The following is a 14,947-nucleotide window of genomic DNA, read 5'->3' as shown; positions in this document are numbered from 1 at the left end:
CCGGCCAGAGCGACCGGGGAGAAAAGGCTTAGTGCGCGCGGCCCTGCTCAACGCCCAGGCCGGTTTGCGAGCGGATAAACTGGGCGCGGAATTTTTCACGCTCCAGGTTACCCTCCGGTGAATTATCGGTGGCAGAGAAGATCCAGATCCCGATAAACGCCACGGCAATGGAGAACAGCGCCGGGTATTCATACGGGAAGATAGCGCTTTCGTGACCGAGGATCTGCACCCAGATGGTCGGGCCGAGGATCATCAGAATCACCGCCGTCAGCAGGCCCAGCCAGCCGCCAATCATCGCCCCACGGGTGGTCAGTTTTGACCAGTACATGGAGAGCAGAATGATCGGGAAGTTACAGCTTGCCGCAATCGAGAAGGCCAGCCCGACCATAAAGGCGATGTTCTGTTTCTCGAACAAAATCCCCAGCAGGATGGCGACGACGCCCAGCACCAGCACGGTGATTTTGGAGACTTTCAGCTCATCGCGCTCGCTTGCGCCTTTGCGGAAGACGTTGGCGTAGAGGTCATGCGAAACCGCCGACGCGCCGGCCAGCGTCAGCCCTGCAACCACCGCGAGGATGGTGGCAAAGGCCACGGCAGAGATAAAGCCGAGGAACAGGTTGCCGCCCACCGCGTCGGCCAGATGCACCGCCGCCATGTTGTTACCGCCGATAAGCGCGCCCGCCGCGTCTTTAAACGCCGGGTTTGCCCCCACCAGCATGATTGCGCCGAAGCCGATGATAAAGGTCAGAATGTAGAAGTAGCCCATAAACCCGGTGGCGTAGAACACGCTTTTACGCGCTTCACGCGCATCTGACACCGTGAAGAAACGCATCAGGATATGCGGCAGGCCAGCGGTACCGAACATCAGGCCGAGACCGAGCGAGAGCGCGGATATCGGATCTTTCACCAGCCCGCCCGGGCTCATGATCGCTTCCCCTTTCGGGTGGACCGCCATCGCTTCGGTAAACAGATTATTGAAGCTGAACCCGACGTGCTTCATCACCATAAAGGCCATAAAGCTGGCGCCGAACAGCAGTAGTACCGCTTTGATGATCTGTACCCAGGTGGTGGCCAGCATGCCGCCGAACAGGACGTACATCACCATCAGCACGCCGACCAGCACCACCGCGACGTGGTAGTTCAGGCCGAACAGCAGCTCGATCAGTTTGCCCGCGCCGACCATCTGGGCGATCAGATAGAGTGCCACCACCACCAGCGAACCGCAGGCGGAGAGGGTACGAATCGGCCCCTGCTTCAGGCGATAGGAGGCGACGTCAGCAAAGGTATAGCGCCCCAGGTTACGCAGGCGCTCGGCAATCAGGAACAGAATGATTGGCCAGCCCACCAGGAACCCGAGGGAGTAGATCAGGCCGTCATACCCTGAGGTATACACCAGCGCGGAGATCCCAAGGAACGAGGCGGCGGACATAAAGTCCCCCGCGATCGCTAGCCCGTTCTGGAAGCCGGTAATGTTGCCGCCCGCGGTGTAGTAATCGTTACGGGAGCGTACGCGTTTCGACGCCCAGTAGGTGATGTACAGCGTCAGCACCACGAAAATCAGGAACATGATAATCGCCTGCCAGTTGGTTGGCTGGCGCTGAACCTCGCCGGTAAGGGCATCTGCCGCATGGGCAGCAAAGGGAAGTGTGGCGGCTAGCGCCGTCAGGACTCGCTTCATGATGCTTTTACCTCGCGCAGAACTGCTCTGTTAAGACGATCGAATTCACCGTTCGCACGCCAGACGTACACACCCGTGAGCACAAACGAAATGATGATCACGCCAATCCCAATCGGAATACCGCGCGTGACGCTGGTACCCTCATGCAGCGGGGTGCCCAGCCAGTGCGGCGCAAAGGCGATCAGCAGAATAAAGCCGACGTAGATAATCAGCATGATGATGGAAAGGATGAAGGCAAACCGTTGCCGTTTTTCGACGAGCTCCCTGTAGTGCGCACTATTCTCTATCTGCTGACAAATATCGTTATTCATCACAGAGTCTCCAGAAGTAAGGTTGGTTTGTTTTTTATCCCCTCTCCCCTGTGGGGAGAGGGTGAGGGGAGGAAGGTGCGGTCTGATGCCCTCACCCCGGCCCTCTCCCACGGGGAGAGGGAGAAAACACTAGGAAGGCATTGCGATGGCCTGCTTCTCTTCGAGCAGTTTGTCCACCACGCCAGGATCGGCCAGCGTTGAGGTATCACCGAGGTTACTGGTGTCGCCCGCCGCGATTTTGCGCAGGATACGGCGCATAATCTTGCCGGAACGGGTTTTCGGCAGCGAGTCGGTCCAGTGCAGCACGTCCGGCGTGGCAAGCGGGCCGATCTCTTTACGCACCCAGTTGCGCACCTCGGTATACAGCTCTGGCGACGGCTCTTCGCCGTGGTTCAGGGTGACGTAGGCGTAGATCGCCTGGCCTTTGATGTTGTGAGGAATGCCGACAACCGCCGCTTCGGCAATTTTCGGATGCGACACCAGCGCAGACTCAATCTCCGCCGTGCCCAGACGGTGGCCGGAGACGTTCAGCACGTCGTCCACGCGTCCGGTGATCCAGTAATAACCGTCTTCATCCCGGCGCGCGCCGTCGCCGCTGAAGTACATGTTTTTGAAGGTCGAGAAGTAGGTCTGCTCGAAGCGCTCATGGTCGCCGAACAGGGTACGCGCCTGGCCAGGCCAGGAATCGACGATCACCAGGTTGCCCTCGGTAGCGCCTTCCTGCGGATTGCCTTCGTTATCCACCAGCGCAGGCTGCACGCCGAAGAACGGACGGGTGGCCGAACCGGCTTTCAGCTGTGTGGCGCCCGGCATCGGGGTGATCATGAAGCCGCCGGTTTCGGTCTGCCACCAGGTATCCATCACCGGGCACTTCTCGTTGCCGATCTTCTTCCAGTACCACTCCCAGGCTTCGGGGTTGATCGGCTCGCCCACGGAGCCGAGGATACGCAGGGAAGAGCGGTCGGTCCCTTCGATAGCTTTATCTCCTTCTGCCATCAGCGCGCGGATCGCCGTTGGCGCGGTGTAGAGAATGTTGACCTGATGCTTATCAACCACCTGGCACATACGCGCCGGGGTCGGCCAGTTCGGTACGCCTTCAAACATCAGCGTCGTTGCGCCGCAGGCCAGCGGGCCGTACAGCAGGTAGCTATGACCGGTCACCCAGCCCACGTCGGCGGTACACCAGTAGATGTCGCCCGGATGGTAGTCGAAAACGTATTTAAAGGTGGTGGCCGCGTAAACCAGATAGCCGCCGGTGGTATGCAGCACGCCTTTCGGCTTACCGGTGGAGCCGGAGGTATACAGGATAAACAGCGGATCTTCCGCGTTCATCTCTTCAGGCTGATGCTGGTCGCTGGCGTTTTCAATCAGATCGCTCCACCACAGGTCGCGCCCCTCGTGCCAGTCGATTTTGCCGCCCGTGCGTTTGAAGACAATGACGTTACTGATGGATTTCACGTTCGGGTTTTTCAGCGCTTCATCAACGTTTTTCTTCAGCGGAATACCGCGCCCGGCGCGCACGCCCTCGTCAGCGGTGATCACCAGCTTCGAATTTGAGTCGACAATACGCCCGGCAACCGCCTCCGGCGAGAAACCGCCGAAGATAACGGAGTGGATCGCACCGATGCGCGCGCAGGCCAGCATAGCCACGGCGGCTTCCGGCACCATTGGCATATAGATCGCCACCACATCGCCTTTTTTAATGCCCTGGGCCAGCAGCACGTTGGCAAAGCGGCACACGTCGCGATGAAGTTCTTTATACGAGATGTGTTTACTCTGAGAGGCATCGTCGCCTTCCCAGATGATGGCCGTTTCGTTGCCGCGTTCAGCAAGATGGCGGTCCAGGCAGTTCGCCGCCAGGTTCAGCGTGCCGTCTTCATACCATTTAATGGAGACGTTGCCCGGCGCGAAAGAGGTGTTCTTTACCTTCTGATAAGGTTTGATCCAGTCGAGGATGTGGCCCTGCTCACCCCAGAACGCGTCAGGGCTGGAAACGGACTGCTGGTATTTCTCCTGGTATTGCTCCGGGCTTATCAGGCAACGGTCCGCAATGTTTGCGGGAATGTCGTGTTTGTGTATTTGGCTCATGGCTTTTTTTATCCTTGTAAGATGTTAATAATATGTCGCAAAAACGTTAATAGTAGGGGCTTTACAAGCTTTGTTTAGTATTTGGGCGACAGATCACGCAATGTCTGAAGAGTATGAAAATTGAGCGAATGAAACTTTGAAGGGAAATAATTCACCTGAAGAATTATTCACTTTTTTGAAGTGAAAATATTTTGTATAACAAATGGTTATTTATGCGAATTGCTATAAATTGCCGTCAATGACACTTTTTGCAGTGAAATGCCTCGTTCTTTAAGGCTTGCGCAGCATGCCGTGCAAATGATACTCATACGGCGCGTTAAAAAATCCCATAAACCAACGCAACACAATTCATACCCTTTCAGTATGTCTCCATATTCATGCAGTTTTGATGGTACGGAGATTTCATTGAGGAAGTCAGTTTCTATGAAAAATTTGAAAGTCAGCCTGGCCTGGCAGATCCTGCTGGCCCTTGTGCTGGGCATCTTGCTGGGCAGTTACCTCCATTATCATAGCGACAGCCGCGAGTGGCTGATTGCGAACCTTCTCTCCCCTGCGGGCGATATCTTTATTCATCTGATCAAGATGATTGTTGTGCCGATTGTGATCTCGACGCTGGTGGTCGGTATCGCGGGTGTCGGTGATGCGAAACAGTTAGGCCGCATCGGCGTTAAAACTATTCTCTATTTCGAAGTGATCACCACGGTTGCCATCGTTCTTGGCATCACCCTGGCGAATGTGTTCCAGCCTGGTGCCGGGATCGATATGTCGCAGCTGGCGACGGTGGATATTTCGAAATACCAAAGCACAACCGCCGATGTGCAGAGCCATTCGCATGGACTGATGGGGACTATTCTCTCGCTGGTGCCGACCAACATTATCGCGTCCATGGCGAAGGGCGAGATGCTGCCGATCATCTTCTTCTCGGTACTCTTTGGTCTGGGGCTTTCTTCCCTGCCCGCGACGCACCGTGAACCGCTGGTCACCGTGTTCCGATCTGTCTCCGAAACCATGTTCAAAGTCACCCACATGGTGATGCGCTATGCGCCGGTCGGGGTATTCGCGCTGATTGCGGTGACCGTAGCGAACTTCGGCTTTGCCTCCCTGTGGCCGCTGGCGAAGCTGGTGATTCTGGTGCACTTCGCGATTCTGTTCTTCGCGCTGGTAGTGCTGGGCATTGTGGCGCGCCTGTGCGGGCTCAGCATCTGGATCCTGATCCGCATCCTGAAGGATGAGCTGATTCTGGCCTACTCCACGGCAAGCTCCGAGAGCGTACTGCCGCGTATCATTGAGAAGATGGAGGCCTACGGTGCGCCGGCGTCCATTACCAGCTTCGTGGTGCCAACGGGTTACTCCTTTAACCTGGATGGTTCGACGCTGTATCAGAGTATTGCGGCAATCTTTATCGCGCAGCTGTACGGCATTGACCTGTCGCTGTGGCAGGAGATCGTGCTGGTTCTGACGCTGATGGTGACTTCAAAAGGCATCGCAGGCGTCCCGGGCGTCTCCTTCGTGGTGCTGCTGGCGACGCTGGGCAGCGTCGGTATTCCGCTGGAAGGCCTGGCGTTTATTGCCGGTGTGGACCGTATCCTAGATATGGCGCGTACTGCGCTGAACGTGGTGGGTAATGCGCTGGCGGTGCTGGTAATCTCCAAGTGGGAACACAAGTTCGACCGTAAAAAAGCGCTAGCGTATGAACGCGAGGTGCTGGGTCGTTTTGATAAAACGGCTGACCAGTAACATTCTAAGCCCGGTGGCGCTGCGCTTACCGGGCCTACGGGTTTTGTAGGCCGGGTAAGGCGAAGCCGCCACCCGGCACGTTACTCCCCGCTCAACGCATCAAACTCTTCACACCCGGTATCAAACCCTTCGGTACAGCTCAGGTTTAACCAGTAAAGCGCTTTCTGCTTATTCGGTGTGATAAAGCCTTTCTCACCCTGCCTGAACAGCATTCCTGCCCAGTACTCCGCATAGCCCGTCCGGGACAGAGCCGAACTCCGCTTGAACCACGACGCGGCCTGCACGTCATCCTGAGGGACTTCAACGCCGTTGGCATAGATCAGCCCCAGCAGCTGTTGCGCGTCTACCGCCGAGTCGCTATCGATGTCTTCGGTCGCCGATTGCAGCAGTGCGATGGCCTGCGGGTAGTCGGTTTTGCCCGCCTGCGTGTTCACCAGCACCCGCGCCAGCAGGATCGCGCCGCGTTTGCTGCCCGCAATGTTTGCCTGCTGGGCCAGGGCTTTGGCCTGAGCATAGTCGCCCTGCGAAAAGTGGATTTGCGACAGCAGCGCCATGGCGTCGACATCACCGCCTTTTGCCGCTTTTTCCGCCCACAGCGCCGCCTGCGCGCTGTCGCCGGAACTGAACCAGGTATCGGCAAGATAATACTGCGCGCGCGCATCGCCCGCTTCAGCCTGCTTTTTATACTGGCTGCCTATCTCATCGGCATGGGCAAACGCGGTTAAAAATAACAACATCAGAAAAAGGGTTTTCATGGATTCTTATCATCTGGGTACACGCCGCGCAGTATAATCGCGGTGACAGAAGAAAAAAACGGGTGCGTTAAGACCTCAGCATCCCACAAGCCGGGCGGAACACGCGTTCCGCCCGAAGAGGTTAGCCTGCGTTACAGGCTAATTTCGCCGCCACCTCCTGATGTTCACTCTTTATTGAAAACTCGCAGAGCTTATCGCGAGTAATAAAGGTAAAGATCACTATCGTCAGGCAAATAATAAAGACGATGCCTAACGTAGTTTTTAATGGCGTCATGCCTTTTACTCCTTGTGAAAAAAAGAATAAGAGGCTACTCTCAACCTGTTGGTTGTTGAGGGGTAGCCTCGGGTAAATGCAAATTTCCCGGGGCTTTCCACTTTCTGTCCCTCAACAATGCTCAAGACAGAAAGTCTTAAGCACCCGCCGCATATCTTATCTCGCTGAATTAAAATGCAAAGATGTAATTAATTTTCGCGCAAATTACATTTTTTCTGCGAGACGTCTTCAGAAATATATATAGATGTAATTAATAGCGGTGCCAGAAATAATAATGGGGTGAATATCTCACCCCATTTAGTCAGCGATTAATTAACGGCTTCATCCCATTGCGCTTTCGCGCAGGCGGGCTTTCAGCTTGTTATATTCGTCGATCACATACTGTTCCGCAGCGTGTTGATCCGCTATTGGCTCCACGTTTACGGCGCAGTATTTATACTCCGGCGTTTTGGTTATCGGGCTTAAGTTCTCCGTCACCAGCTCGTTACAGGCGCCAATCCACCACTGGTAGGTCATATAGACCGCGCCTTTGTTCGGACGGTCGCTGACCTGCGCGCGGGTAATGATGCGGCCTTTACGCGAGTTCACCCACACCAGCGCTTCATCTTCAATACCGAGCCGTTCGGCGTCGGCGGTGTTGATCTGCGCGTAGCCCGGTTCATCCGCCAGCGCCGCCAGCGCGGCGCAGTTGCCGGTCATGGAACGGCAGGAGTAGTGGCCCACTTCACGCACGGTGGAGAGCACCATCGGATACTCGTCGGTGAGCTTATCGATCGGCGCGACCCAGTCGCAGGTGAAGAACTGCGCCAGCCCGTTCGGGGTGTCGAACTTCTCTTTAAAGAGGTATGACGTCCCCTGATCGGATTCTGACTCATCCCGGCACGGCCACTGGATGTAGCCCAGCTCACCCATTTTTTCATAGGTTGCCCCATAAAAGTCCGGACACAGATGCCGCAACTCGTCCCAGATCTCCTGGGTGTTGTTGTAGTGCATCGGGTAGCCCATGCGGGTGGCGATTTCGCTGATGATCTGCCAGTCCGTTTTCAGATCCCACTTCGGCTCGACGGCCTTGAAGAAGCGCTGGAAGCCGCGGTCTGCTGCCGTATAGACACCTTCATGCTCGCCCCAGGAGGTCGACGGCAGAATCACATCCGCCGCTGCCGCGGTTTTGGTCATAAAGATATCCTGAACAATCACCAGCTCCAGATCCTCAAAGCCTTTGCGCACCGCGGACAGTTCGGCGTCGGTCTGGAGCGGATCTTCACCCATGATGTAGGCCGCACGTACTTCACCGTGAGCCGCGCGGTGCGGCAGCTCGCTGATGCGGTATCCGGTGTGTGCCGGCAGACTTTCCACGCCCCAGGCCTTCGCAAACTTCTCGCGGTTTTCCGGGAACTTCACGTACTGGTAGCCCGGATAGGTGTCCGGCAGCGCGCCCATATCACACGCACCCTGCACGTTATTCTGACCACGCACCGGGTTCACGCCCACATGCGCTTTACCCAGATTGCCGGTCAGCATGGCGAGGCTGGTGAGCGAGCGCACGGTTTCCACACCCTGGTAGAACTGGGTCACGCCCATGCCCCACAGGATGGCGGCGGGTTTCGCTCCGGCGTACATCCGCGCCGCCTGGCGGATCTCCTGCGCGCTGACGCCGGTTATCGCCTCTACTGACTCCGGCGTATAGCCTTCGACAATCTTGCGATACTCTTCAAACCCTTCCGTACGGCTCGCGACAAACGCCTGGTCGTAGAGGTTCTCCTCAATAATGACATGCCCCATCGCATTCAACAGCGCGATGTTCGAGCCGTTTTTCAGTGCGATGTGCATATCCGCAATGCGCGCGGTTTCAATTTTACGCGGATCGCAGACGATGATTTTCGCCCCGTTCTGTTTGGCGCGAATAACGTGATTCGCGACGATAGGGTGAGAATCCGCCGGGTTATAGCCGAAGATGAACACCAGATCGGTGTTATCTATCTCATTGATGGCATTACTCATTGCGCCGTTACCGACCGACTGGTGCAGACCTGCAACCGATGGGCCGTGTCAGACGCGAGCGCAGCAGTCGACGTTATTGGTACCAATAACGGCGCGCGCGAATTTTTGCATCACATAGTTGGTTTCATTCCCGGTTCCGCGTGAGGAGCCGGTGGTCTGAATCGCATCCGGGCCATACTTGGCCTTGATGGCGCTGAGGCGCGTGGCGACGTAATCCAGCGCTTCATTCCAGGAGACGGCTTCCAGCTTGCCGCCGCGTTCGCGGCGGATCATAGGGGTTTTCAGGCGCGGCGTGAGGATTTGGGTATCGTTAATAAAATCCCAGCCGTAGTACCCTTTCAGGCACAGCGTGCCCTGATTGGTTTTACCCTGCGCCGCTTCCGCCCGGACGATTTTGCCGTTATCGACCACCAGGTGGATCTTGCAACCTGAGGCACAATAAGGGCAAACCGTGACGACTTTTTTCATCACTTTGCTCCAGTTAAACAGTTCTTACCTGCCCAATATGCAGCTTCTATGCCATGTTTTTACTATGGGTATTTCCTGACTTTACGGCCCTTTGCGGGGCAAAACCCTGACGAAAAACAGCCAATCGTCAAAATTGACGTGTCGAAAGGGCAGGGGATGTGACATGGATTGAAATTCCGTCACGTAAAAAACAATTCGGCTGGAGCCGGCGGCAGAATGGTTCAGACTTAACATAATTCCCTGACGGAAGCATGCGATGAAACCGGCGATTCTGGTGGTTGATGATGATGTCGCAGTCTGCGAACTGCTACAGGATGTGCTCAGCGAGCACGTCTTTACCGTGCTGACGTGTCACACCGGTCAGGACGCGGTGAACCGTGTCCAGCAGGATCCCGGCATTGCGCTGGTTCTGCTGGACATGATGCTGCCGGATATCAACGGATTACAGGTTTTGCTGCAACTGCAAAAGCAGCGACCATCGCTACCGGTGGTGATGCTGACGGGGCTGGGAAGTGAATCAGATGTGGTCGTCGGGCTGGAAATGGGCGCCGATGATTACATCGGAAAACCGTTCAATCCGCGCGTGGTGGTCGCCCGCGTTAAGGCGGTGCTGCGTCGAACCGGCGCGCTGGACGCGGAGCCTGCCGCGCCGCGCGTTGAAGGTATTACCTTTAACGGCTGGACGCTGGACACCACCCGCTGCGAGCTGAGCGATCCGCAGCGTAATACCGTGCCGTTAACCCAGGGCGAATACGGCCTGCTGCTGGCATTAACGCAAAACGCCCGCCGGGTACTGAGTCGTGAACAGCTGCTGGAGCTGACCCACAGCGAAAGCGCCGAGGTCTTTGACCGCACTATCGACGTGTTGATCATGCGGCTACGGCGAAAAATTGAGGTCAATCCGCACCAGCCTTTGCTGATCAAAACCATTCGCGGTCTGGGCTATGTTTTTGCCACGGACGTTTCCCATCATGAGAAAGCCGCCTGACCGTTCTCCTGAATAAACGCCTGAAGCTCGGCCAGCGTTTTCGCGCCGTCAATCGCATTGGCCGCCAGCAGGCTGGCCCGCGCGCAGGCGTGCGCCAGATAAATACTCTCGGTAAGCGACAGCGATTCATGGCAACCGTATAAAAAGCCTGCGCAAAACGCGTCGCCCGCACCGACGCTGCCGATAATCTCGTCCTGCGTCAGCTTCCACGAAGGAACCCATTGCCCTTTTTCACCCGGCGCTTCACCCCATGCCCCTTCCGGACAGTGGATCACTACCCGCTGCCGCACGCCTGCCGCCAGCAACTGTGCGGCAGCGTCGGCGATATGGACCATGTTCAGCGCACCATGACCGTCGCGGATCTCAAGCCCGCTAAACTCACCGGCTTCCAGCTCGTTAATCACCAGATAATCAAGATGGCGCAGGGCAGGGAGCACCAGCGGCTGATAGCGCGGATCGCCCTTGCGGGAGACCAGATCGAGCGAGGTTTCATACCCCTGATCGCGCATCTGTGCCAGTAACCGCGCGCTGCGGGTGCCAAACTCCTCGTCCGGCATGTCCAGGCTGTCGAGCAGCAGCAGATAGCCGAGATGGAAGATCTTCAGCGATCCGTCTAAACGATCGAAGGCGGGAAGATCCAGCAGGCGGTTGGCGCCCGGCGAGTGGAAAAAGGTGCGCTGTCCGCTGGGGTCGGTCATCACCTGCGACATCGACGTTGGGGCGAACGTTGTACGCTGCACGCGCTGGCGATTGACGTGATACTGGTCGAGCATCGCCAGAATATAGTCTCCGTCGCTGTCTTCCCCAATCAGCCCCACCGCCTGTAACGGCAGGCCGACGTGCATTTTCGCCAGCGTCAGCAGAACGTTGAGCGGCGCACCGCCGGTTGAGCGTTCGCTGTGGGTGATTTCCGCCAGCCAGCCGCGCTCCGGCCACTGCACGATCTGATGAACGTGATCCACCAGCATGTTGCCTGCGGCGATAATCCCTTTGCGTTCCATTATGCCTGCCCCGCGCTGCCGAAGATGCGCATCTGCTCCGCGACCGTATCGGTAATGGCCTCTTCAATGCCCAGCAGCAGTTCGGCAAACTCATCGTACAGCGGCTGGCGGTTTGCCATGCGCTGCTCAACGGCGGCGAGCGCGGCCTGCGACATGCCGGTATAGAAGTTGATTTTATGAATGCCCAGCTCGATGGCGCGGCGGAAGTCGGCATCGCTGATGCCAGAGCCGCCGTGTAACACCAGCGGCAGGCCCGTCTGCTGGCGAATGGCGTCCAGACGGGGGAAATCAAGCTTCGGCTCGCCCTTGTATTTGCCGTGCGCGTTGCCAATGGCGACCGCCAGCGCGTCGATACCGGTTAAATCGACAAACTCGCGCGCCAGCTGTGGGTCGGTAAAGAACGCTTCATCCGCATGCCCATACAGTGCGCCGCCTTCATCTCCGCCGACTGCGCCCAGCTCCGCCTCCACCGAGACGCCCACCGCGTGGCACATCTTCACCACTTCCCGGGTCTGGCGGATATTTTCCTCATAGCTCAGCGTCGAGCCGTCGAACATCACCGAGCTGAACCCTAAGCGCAGGGCGCGCACGACGGCCTCAAAATGCAGCCCGTGGTCGAGGTTCAGCACCACGGGAATATCGTGACGGGCGGCTTCGAACTTCACCGCTTCAACAAGCGACTCCAGAGACACGTACTTAAAATGCACTTCGGCGATGTTGATGATAAACGGCGAGCGTTCCTGCTTCGCGGCGGCAAACAGCGCGCGCAGAAAATGGGAGTCGAGAACGTTGAACGCGCCCAGGGCGTAGCGGTGTTCTCTGGCGTGTGCCAGACCGTCGGCAAGAGAAATCAATGGCATCATTCACTCCTTATATCCGAAACAGGTTGTACTCGTTGCACAGCACCAGCACCGCCGGTTCGTCTTCTTCGATGGTGTTGTAGCGATCGATGGGCTGTAAAAAGTGGTTGTCGTGTTCATCGTCATTGACCGACGACACTTCGCCCACCAGCACGTCGCCAAAGCCGCGTTCACCCCAGAAACTGTGGTACAGGCCGGGCGTCAGGCAGATGCTCTCCCCTGGCGTGAGGCGCAGCTGGCTGCCGGGCGCGTGCGTCTGCCGACAGCCGTCTATCGTGACGATCACGTCGGTGTTTTCGGTCTCCTCATGCGCGCCCGCATTCCATAACTCAATAATCAGATTCCCGCCGCCGCGGTTGATGATGTCCTCCCGCTTGCGCCAGTGGAAATGCATCGGCGTCACCTGGCCGTCGCGGACGTGCATGATTTTTTTCGGCATAGCACTTTTCATAAGGTACGCCGTTGGGGGAGCCGTTGCGCAGGGTGAACAGCGTCAGCCCCTCTGCGGCAAAGTGGTTGCCGCCAAACGCCGTCACGTCCCAGCCGAGCCTGAGGTCGAACACCTCCTGCCAGGCGGCCTGGTCAAGCTGCTGCCATTTTGTTGGCGGAAAGCTGGCAAACGGCGGGAGATGCACGTCGTGCATGGAGAAGAACTGCCGCGTGTGGCCGAGGATTTCATTGATGTCGGAGCGTTTCATGGGGACTCCTTGAGTTTTATGCCACCCCCTCACCCCGGCCCTCTCCCTCAAGGGAGAGGGGGAGTAAGTTCCCTCTCCCCGTGGGAGAGGGTTAGGGGTGAGGGCATCAGGCCGCACCGGGTTTACTTAACCGTCCACCCCTTATACGTGCCGACGTTCTTTTTATCGATCATCGTCACCGGGATCAGCACAGGCTCTTTCGGCGCAGGTTTGCCCTGGAGAATGTCATAGCCAATCTCCACCGCCTTCGCCGCCATCACCTGCGGATCCTGCGCCGGTGTCGCCACAAACAGGGAGTTTTCGCGCTTCAGGGCTTCTTCACCGTCCGGGCTGCCATCCACGCCAACGATAAAGAACTCATTACGTTGAGCCTGTTTCGCCGCCAGATCGGCGCCGATCGCCGTCGGATCGTTAATTGCGAATACGCCGTCGATCTTCGGATTGGCCGCCAGCAGGGAGGTCATGACCTCCAGTCCGCCTTCGCGGCTGCCTTTGGCGTTCTGATTATCCGAGAGCACTTTGATATCCGGGTGGCGCCTGAACTCGGTCTGGCAGCCCTCCACGCGGTTTTGTACCGCAGAAACCGGCGGCCCGTTGATGATCACCACGTTGCCTTTACCTTTCAGACGGTCGGTTATGTACTTACAGGCCATCTCCCCCGCCTGGGTGTTATCAGAGGTGATGGTGGCATCGGCCCCTTCCGCCGCCACGTCAACCGCCACGACCACGATCCCCGCCTCTTTGGCGCGTTTTACCGCCGGGCCGATCCCTTTAGAATCCGCGGCGTTGAGGATGATCATGTCCACTTTCGCGGCAATGAAGTTATCGATCTGCGATACCTGCTGGCCCAGATCGTACCCGCTGGAGACCAGCGTCACCTTGACGTTATCTCCCGCCAGCTTGCGCGCTTCCAGCTCGGCACCTTTGGTGATCTGCACGAAGAACGGGTTAGCTAGGTCGCCCACCGTCACGCCGATGGACTTCAGATCTTTTGCCTGCGCAAACGGGGTTGCGGCCAGCAGCGCGCCAGCACAGAGCGCGGTCACTAAGGGCTTCAATCTCATGCTGTATTCCTCACGTAGGGTATTGTTGTTATGCACTTTGATGGTGTCGGGTACGGTATTTGTCGATCAGCACCGCTATGATGATCACCGCCCCTTTGATCACCAGCTGCCAGAAGTAGGAGACGCCCATCAGCGTCATGCCGTTGTTGAGGGTGGCGATGATCAATGCACCGACCAGCGTGCCGGTGATCGTGCCGATCCCGCCGACGAAGCTGGTTCCGCCGAGGATCACCGCCGCAATCGCATCCAGCTCGTACCCCGTGCCGAGGTTGCCGTTGGCGCTGTAGAGGCGCGAGGCGCTCATCACGCCGCCTAATCCCGAGAGCAGGCCGCTCATGCCGTAGACAAACAGCAGCACCAGCCAGACCTTGATGCCGGTTAAGCGTGCCGCCTGCATATTGCCGCCGACCGCATAGATGTGAACGCCGAGGGTTGTGCGACGCAGAATAAACCAGCACACCACAATCACCGCCAGGGCGATCACCACCAGCCACGGAATCGGGCCGAGGTAGTTGTTGCCGATCCACTCGAAGTTAATGTTGGAGTTAATGACCGTCGTGCCGTCCGCCAGCAGATACGCCGCGCCGCGCAGTGCCGTATAGGTGCCGAGGGTGACGATAAACGGCGGCAGCCCGGCAAAGGCCACCAGCGCGCCGTTGAACAGCCCCAGCACCATACCGAGCATCAGCGCCGCCGGAATGGAGAGCATCGCAAATTCCGGGATAAGCGAGACCACCATCGCCGCTACCGCCGTAGTGCCCAGAATCGAGCCCACAGAGAGGTCAATCCCGCCGGTCAGGATGATGAAGGTCATCCCCGCCGCCAGCACGATGTTGATCGACGCCTGCCGGGTAATATTCAGCAGGTTGCTCTCGGTGAAAAAGTTCGGGGCGATAAAGCCAAATACCGCCACAATCAGGATTAAAATTGGCAAAATGCCGATCGTTTGCATCAGATCGCTCATCAGCATTTTTTTGGCGGAGGCGGATTTCGCCACCTGCTGCGGATGGGTTGGAGTTGTCAT

Annotated in this window: 12 protein-coding genes and 1 pseudogene; 2 read left to right on the top strand and 11 right to left on the bottom strand. The window is 57.5% G+C overall.

Annotation, left to right across the window (positions count from 1 at the left end; translation table 11 throughout):
- Positions 1-28: 28 nt before the first annotated feature.
- The 3 genes from actP to acs form a co-directional block, all read right to left on the bottom strand.
- The gene (gene actP / locus KTH07_RS18640) at positions 29-1,678 is read right to left on the bottom strand and encodes a cation/acetate symporter ActP (RefSeq protein ID WP_017382634.1); all 1,650 of its coding nucleotides are present in this window, start codon (positions 1,676-1,678) and stop codon (positions 29-31) included.
- Entirely contained in the window at positions 1,675-1,989 is a 315-nt protein-coding gene (locus tag KTH07_RS18635) for a DUF485 domain-containing protein (protein ID WP_032620747.1), read from the bottom strand. The genes actP and KTH07_RS18635 overlap by 4 nt, the downstream gene beginning before the upstream one ends.
- Before the next feature lie 129 nt (positions 1,990-2,118).
- A complete protein-coding gene (acs, locus tag KTH07_RS18630) occupies positions 2,119-4,077 on the bottom strand; it encodes an acetate--CoA ligase (protein ID WP_015570198.1) in 1,959 nt (652 codons plus the stop codon).
- Between the two features lie 423 nt (positions 4,078-4,500).
- Between acs and gltP the strand changes: the two genes are divergently transcribed.
- Positions 4,501-5,814: a glutamate/aspartate:proton symporter GltP gene (gltP, locus tag KTH07_RS18625; RefSeq protein ID WP_015570199.1), complete on the top strand. Its 1,314-nt coding sequence runs from the start codon at positions 4,501-4,503 to the stop codon at positions 5,812-5,814.
- A gap of 80 nt (positions 5,815-5,894) precedes the next feature.
- On the opposite strand, the gene KTH07_RS18620 is transcribed toward gltP, so the two are convergent.
- The 3 genes from KTH07_RS18620 to fdhF all read right to left on the bottom strand — a co-directional run bounded on the left by KTH07_RS18620 (position 5,895) and on the right by fdhF (position 9,312).
- Positions 5,895-6,569: a tetratricopeptide repeat protein gene (locus KTH07_RS18620; protein ID WP_063162138.1), complete on the bottom strand. Its 675-nt coding sequence runs from the start codon at positions 6,567-6,569 to the stop codon at positions 5,895-5,897.
- Positions 6,570-6,690: 121 nt separating this feature from the next.
- Positions 6,691-6,843: a Hok/Gef family protein gene (locus KTH07_RS18615; protein WP_023295770.1), complete on the bottom strand. Its 153-nt coding sequence runs from the start codon at positions 6,841-6,843 to the stop codon at positions 6,691-6,693.
- 321 nt (positions 6,844-7,164) lie between these two features.
- Positions 7,165-9,312 (bottom strand): formate dehydrogenase subunit alpha, encoded by a 2,148-nt coding sequence (gene fdhF / locus KTH07_RS18610; protein ID WP_080465641.1) that lies wholly within the window; start codon positions 9,310-9,312, stop codon positions 7,165-7,167.
- 256 nt (positions 9,313-9,568) lie between these two features.
- Here fdhF and KTH07_RS18605 point away from each other — a divergent pair, with 256 nt between their 5' ends.
- Positions 9,569-10,300 (top strand): response regulator, encoded by a 732-nt coding sequence (locus KTH07_RS18605; RefSeq protein ID WP_015570202.1) that lies wholly within the window; start codon positions 9,569-9,571, stop codon positions 10,298-10,300.
- On the opposite strand, the gene KTH07_RS18600 is transcribed toward KTH07_RS18605, so the two are convergent.
- From KTH07_RS18600 to KTH07_RS18580, 5 genes and pseudogenes are all read right to left on the bottom strand, one after another.
- Positions 10,282-11,301 carry a carbohydrate kinase family protein gene (locus KTH07_RS18600; protein WP_023295771.1) on the bottom strand — a complete coding sequence of 340 codons (1,020 nt, stop codon included), beginning with the start codon at positions 11,299-11,301 and terminating at the stop codon, positions 10,282-10,284. The two genes, KTH07_RS18605 and KTH07_RS18600, sit on opposite strands and share 19 nt — an antisense overlap.
- The gene (locus tag KTH07_RS18595; protein ID WP_023295772.1) at positions 11,301-12,161 is read right to left on the bottom strand and encodes a ketose 1,6-bisphosphate aldolase; all 861 of its coding nucleotides are present in this window, start codon (positions 12,159-12,161) and stop codon (positions 11,301-11,303) included. Before KTH07_RS18595 ends, KTH07_RS18600 begins: the two co-directional genes overlap by 1 nt.
- 10 nt (positions 12,162-12,171) lie before the next feature.
- Positions 12,172-12,859, bottom strand: a pseudogene (locus KTH07_RS18590) (D-lyxose/D-mannose family sugar isomerase).
- 122 nt (positions 12,860-12,981) lie between these two features.
- Positions 12,982-13,923 (bottom strand): ABC transporter substrate-binding protein, encoded by a 942-nt coding sequence (locus KTH07_RS18585; RefSeq protein ID WP_003860240.1) that lies wholly within the window; start codon positions 13,921-13,923, stop codon positions 12,982-12,984.
- 28 nt (positions 13,924-13,951) lie between these two features.
- Positions 13,952-14,947, bottom strand: coding sequence for a ribose ABC transporter permease (locus KTH07_RS18580; RefSeq protein ID WP_003860239.1), 996 nt, complete (start codon positions 14,945-14,947; stop codon positions 13,952-13,954).

This window comes from Enterobacter cloacae complex sp. ECL72, assembly GCF_019056635.1.
In the GTDB taxonomy this organism is placed as follows: Bacteria; Pseudomonadota; Gammaproteobacteria; order Enterobacterales; family Enterobacteriaceae; genus Enterobacter; species Enterobacter hormaechei_C.
Note: the sequence above shows the minus strand (reverse complement) of the source record. Positions and strands in the feature narration are given on the sequence as shown.

What these genes read in the sequence shown, in the direction of transcription:
- KTH07_RS18615 (WP_023295770.1), bottom strand. Translation starts at nt 6,843, where the DNA reads ATGACGCCATTAAAAACTACGTTAGGCATCGTCTTTATTATTTGCCTG.
- KTH07_RS18585 (WP_003860240.1), bottom strand. Translation starts at nt 13,923, where the DNA reads ATGAGATTGAAGCCCTTAGTGACCGCGCTCTGTGCTGGCGCGCTGCTG.
- acs (WP_015570198.1), bottom strand. Translation starts at nt 4,077, where the DNA reads ATGAGCCAAATACACAAACACGACATTCCCGCAAACATTGCGGACCGT.
- actP (WP_017382634.1), bottom strand. Translation starts at nt 1,678, where the DNA reads ATGAAGCGAGTCCTGACGGCGCTAGCCGCCACACTTCCCTTTGCTGCC.
- KTH07_RS18580 (WP_003860239.1), bottom strand. Translation starts at nt 14,947, where the DNA reads ATGACAACTCCAACCCATCCGCAGCAGGTGGCGAAATCCGCCTCCGCC.
- KTH07_RS18605 (WP_015570202.1), top strand. Translation starts at nt 9,569, where the DNA reads ATGAAACCGGCGATTCTGGTGGTTGATGATGATGTCGCAGTCTGCGAA.
- gltP (WP_015570199.1), top strand. Translation starts at nt 4,501, where the DNA reads ATGAAAAATTTGAAAGTCAGCCTGGCCTGGCAGATCCTGCTGGCCCTT.
- KTH07_RS18620 (WP_063162138.1), bottom strand. Translation starts at nt 6,569, where the DNA reads ATGAAAACCCTTTTTCTGATGTTGTTATTTTTAACCGCGTTTGCCCAT.
- KTH07_RS18635 (WP_032620747.1), bottom strand. Translation starts at nt 1,989, where the DNA reads ATGAATAACGATATTTGTCAGCAGATAGAGAATAGTGCGCACTACAGG.
- KTH07_RS18595 (WP_023295772.1), bottom strand. Translation starts at nt 12,161, where the DNA reads ATGCCATTGATTTCTCTTGCCGACGGTCTGGCACACGCCAGAGAACAC.
- KTH07_RS18600 (WP_023295771.1), bottom strand. Translation starts at nt 11,301, where the DNA reads ATGGAACGCAAAGGGATTATCGCCGCAGGCAACATGCTGGTGGATCAC.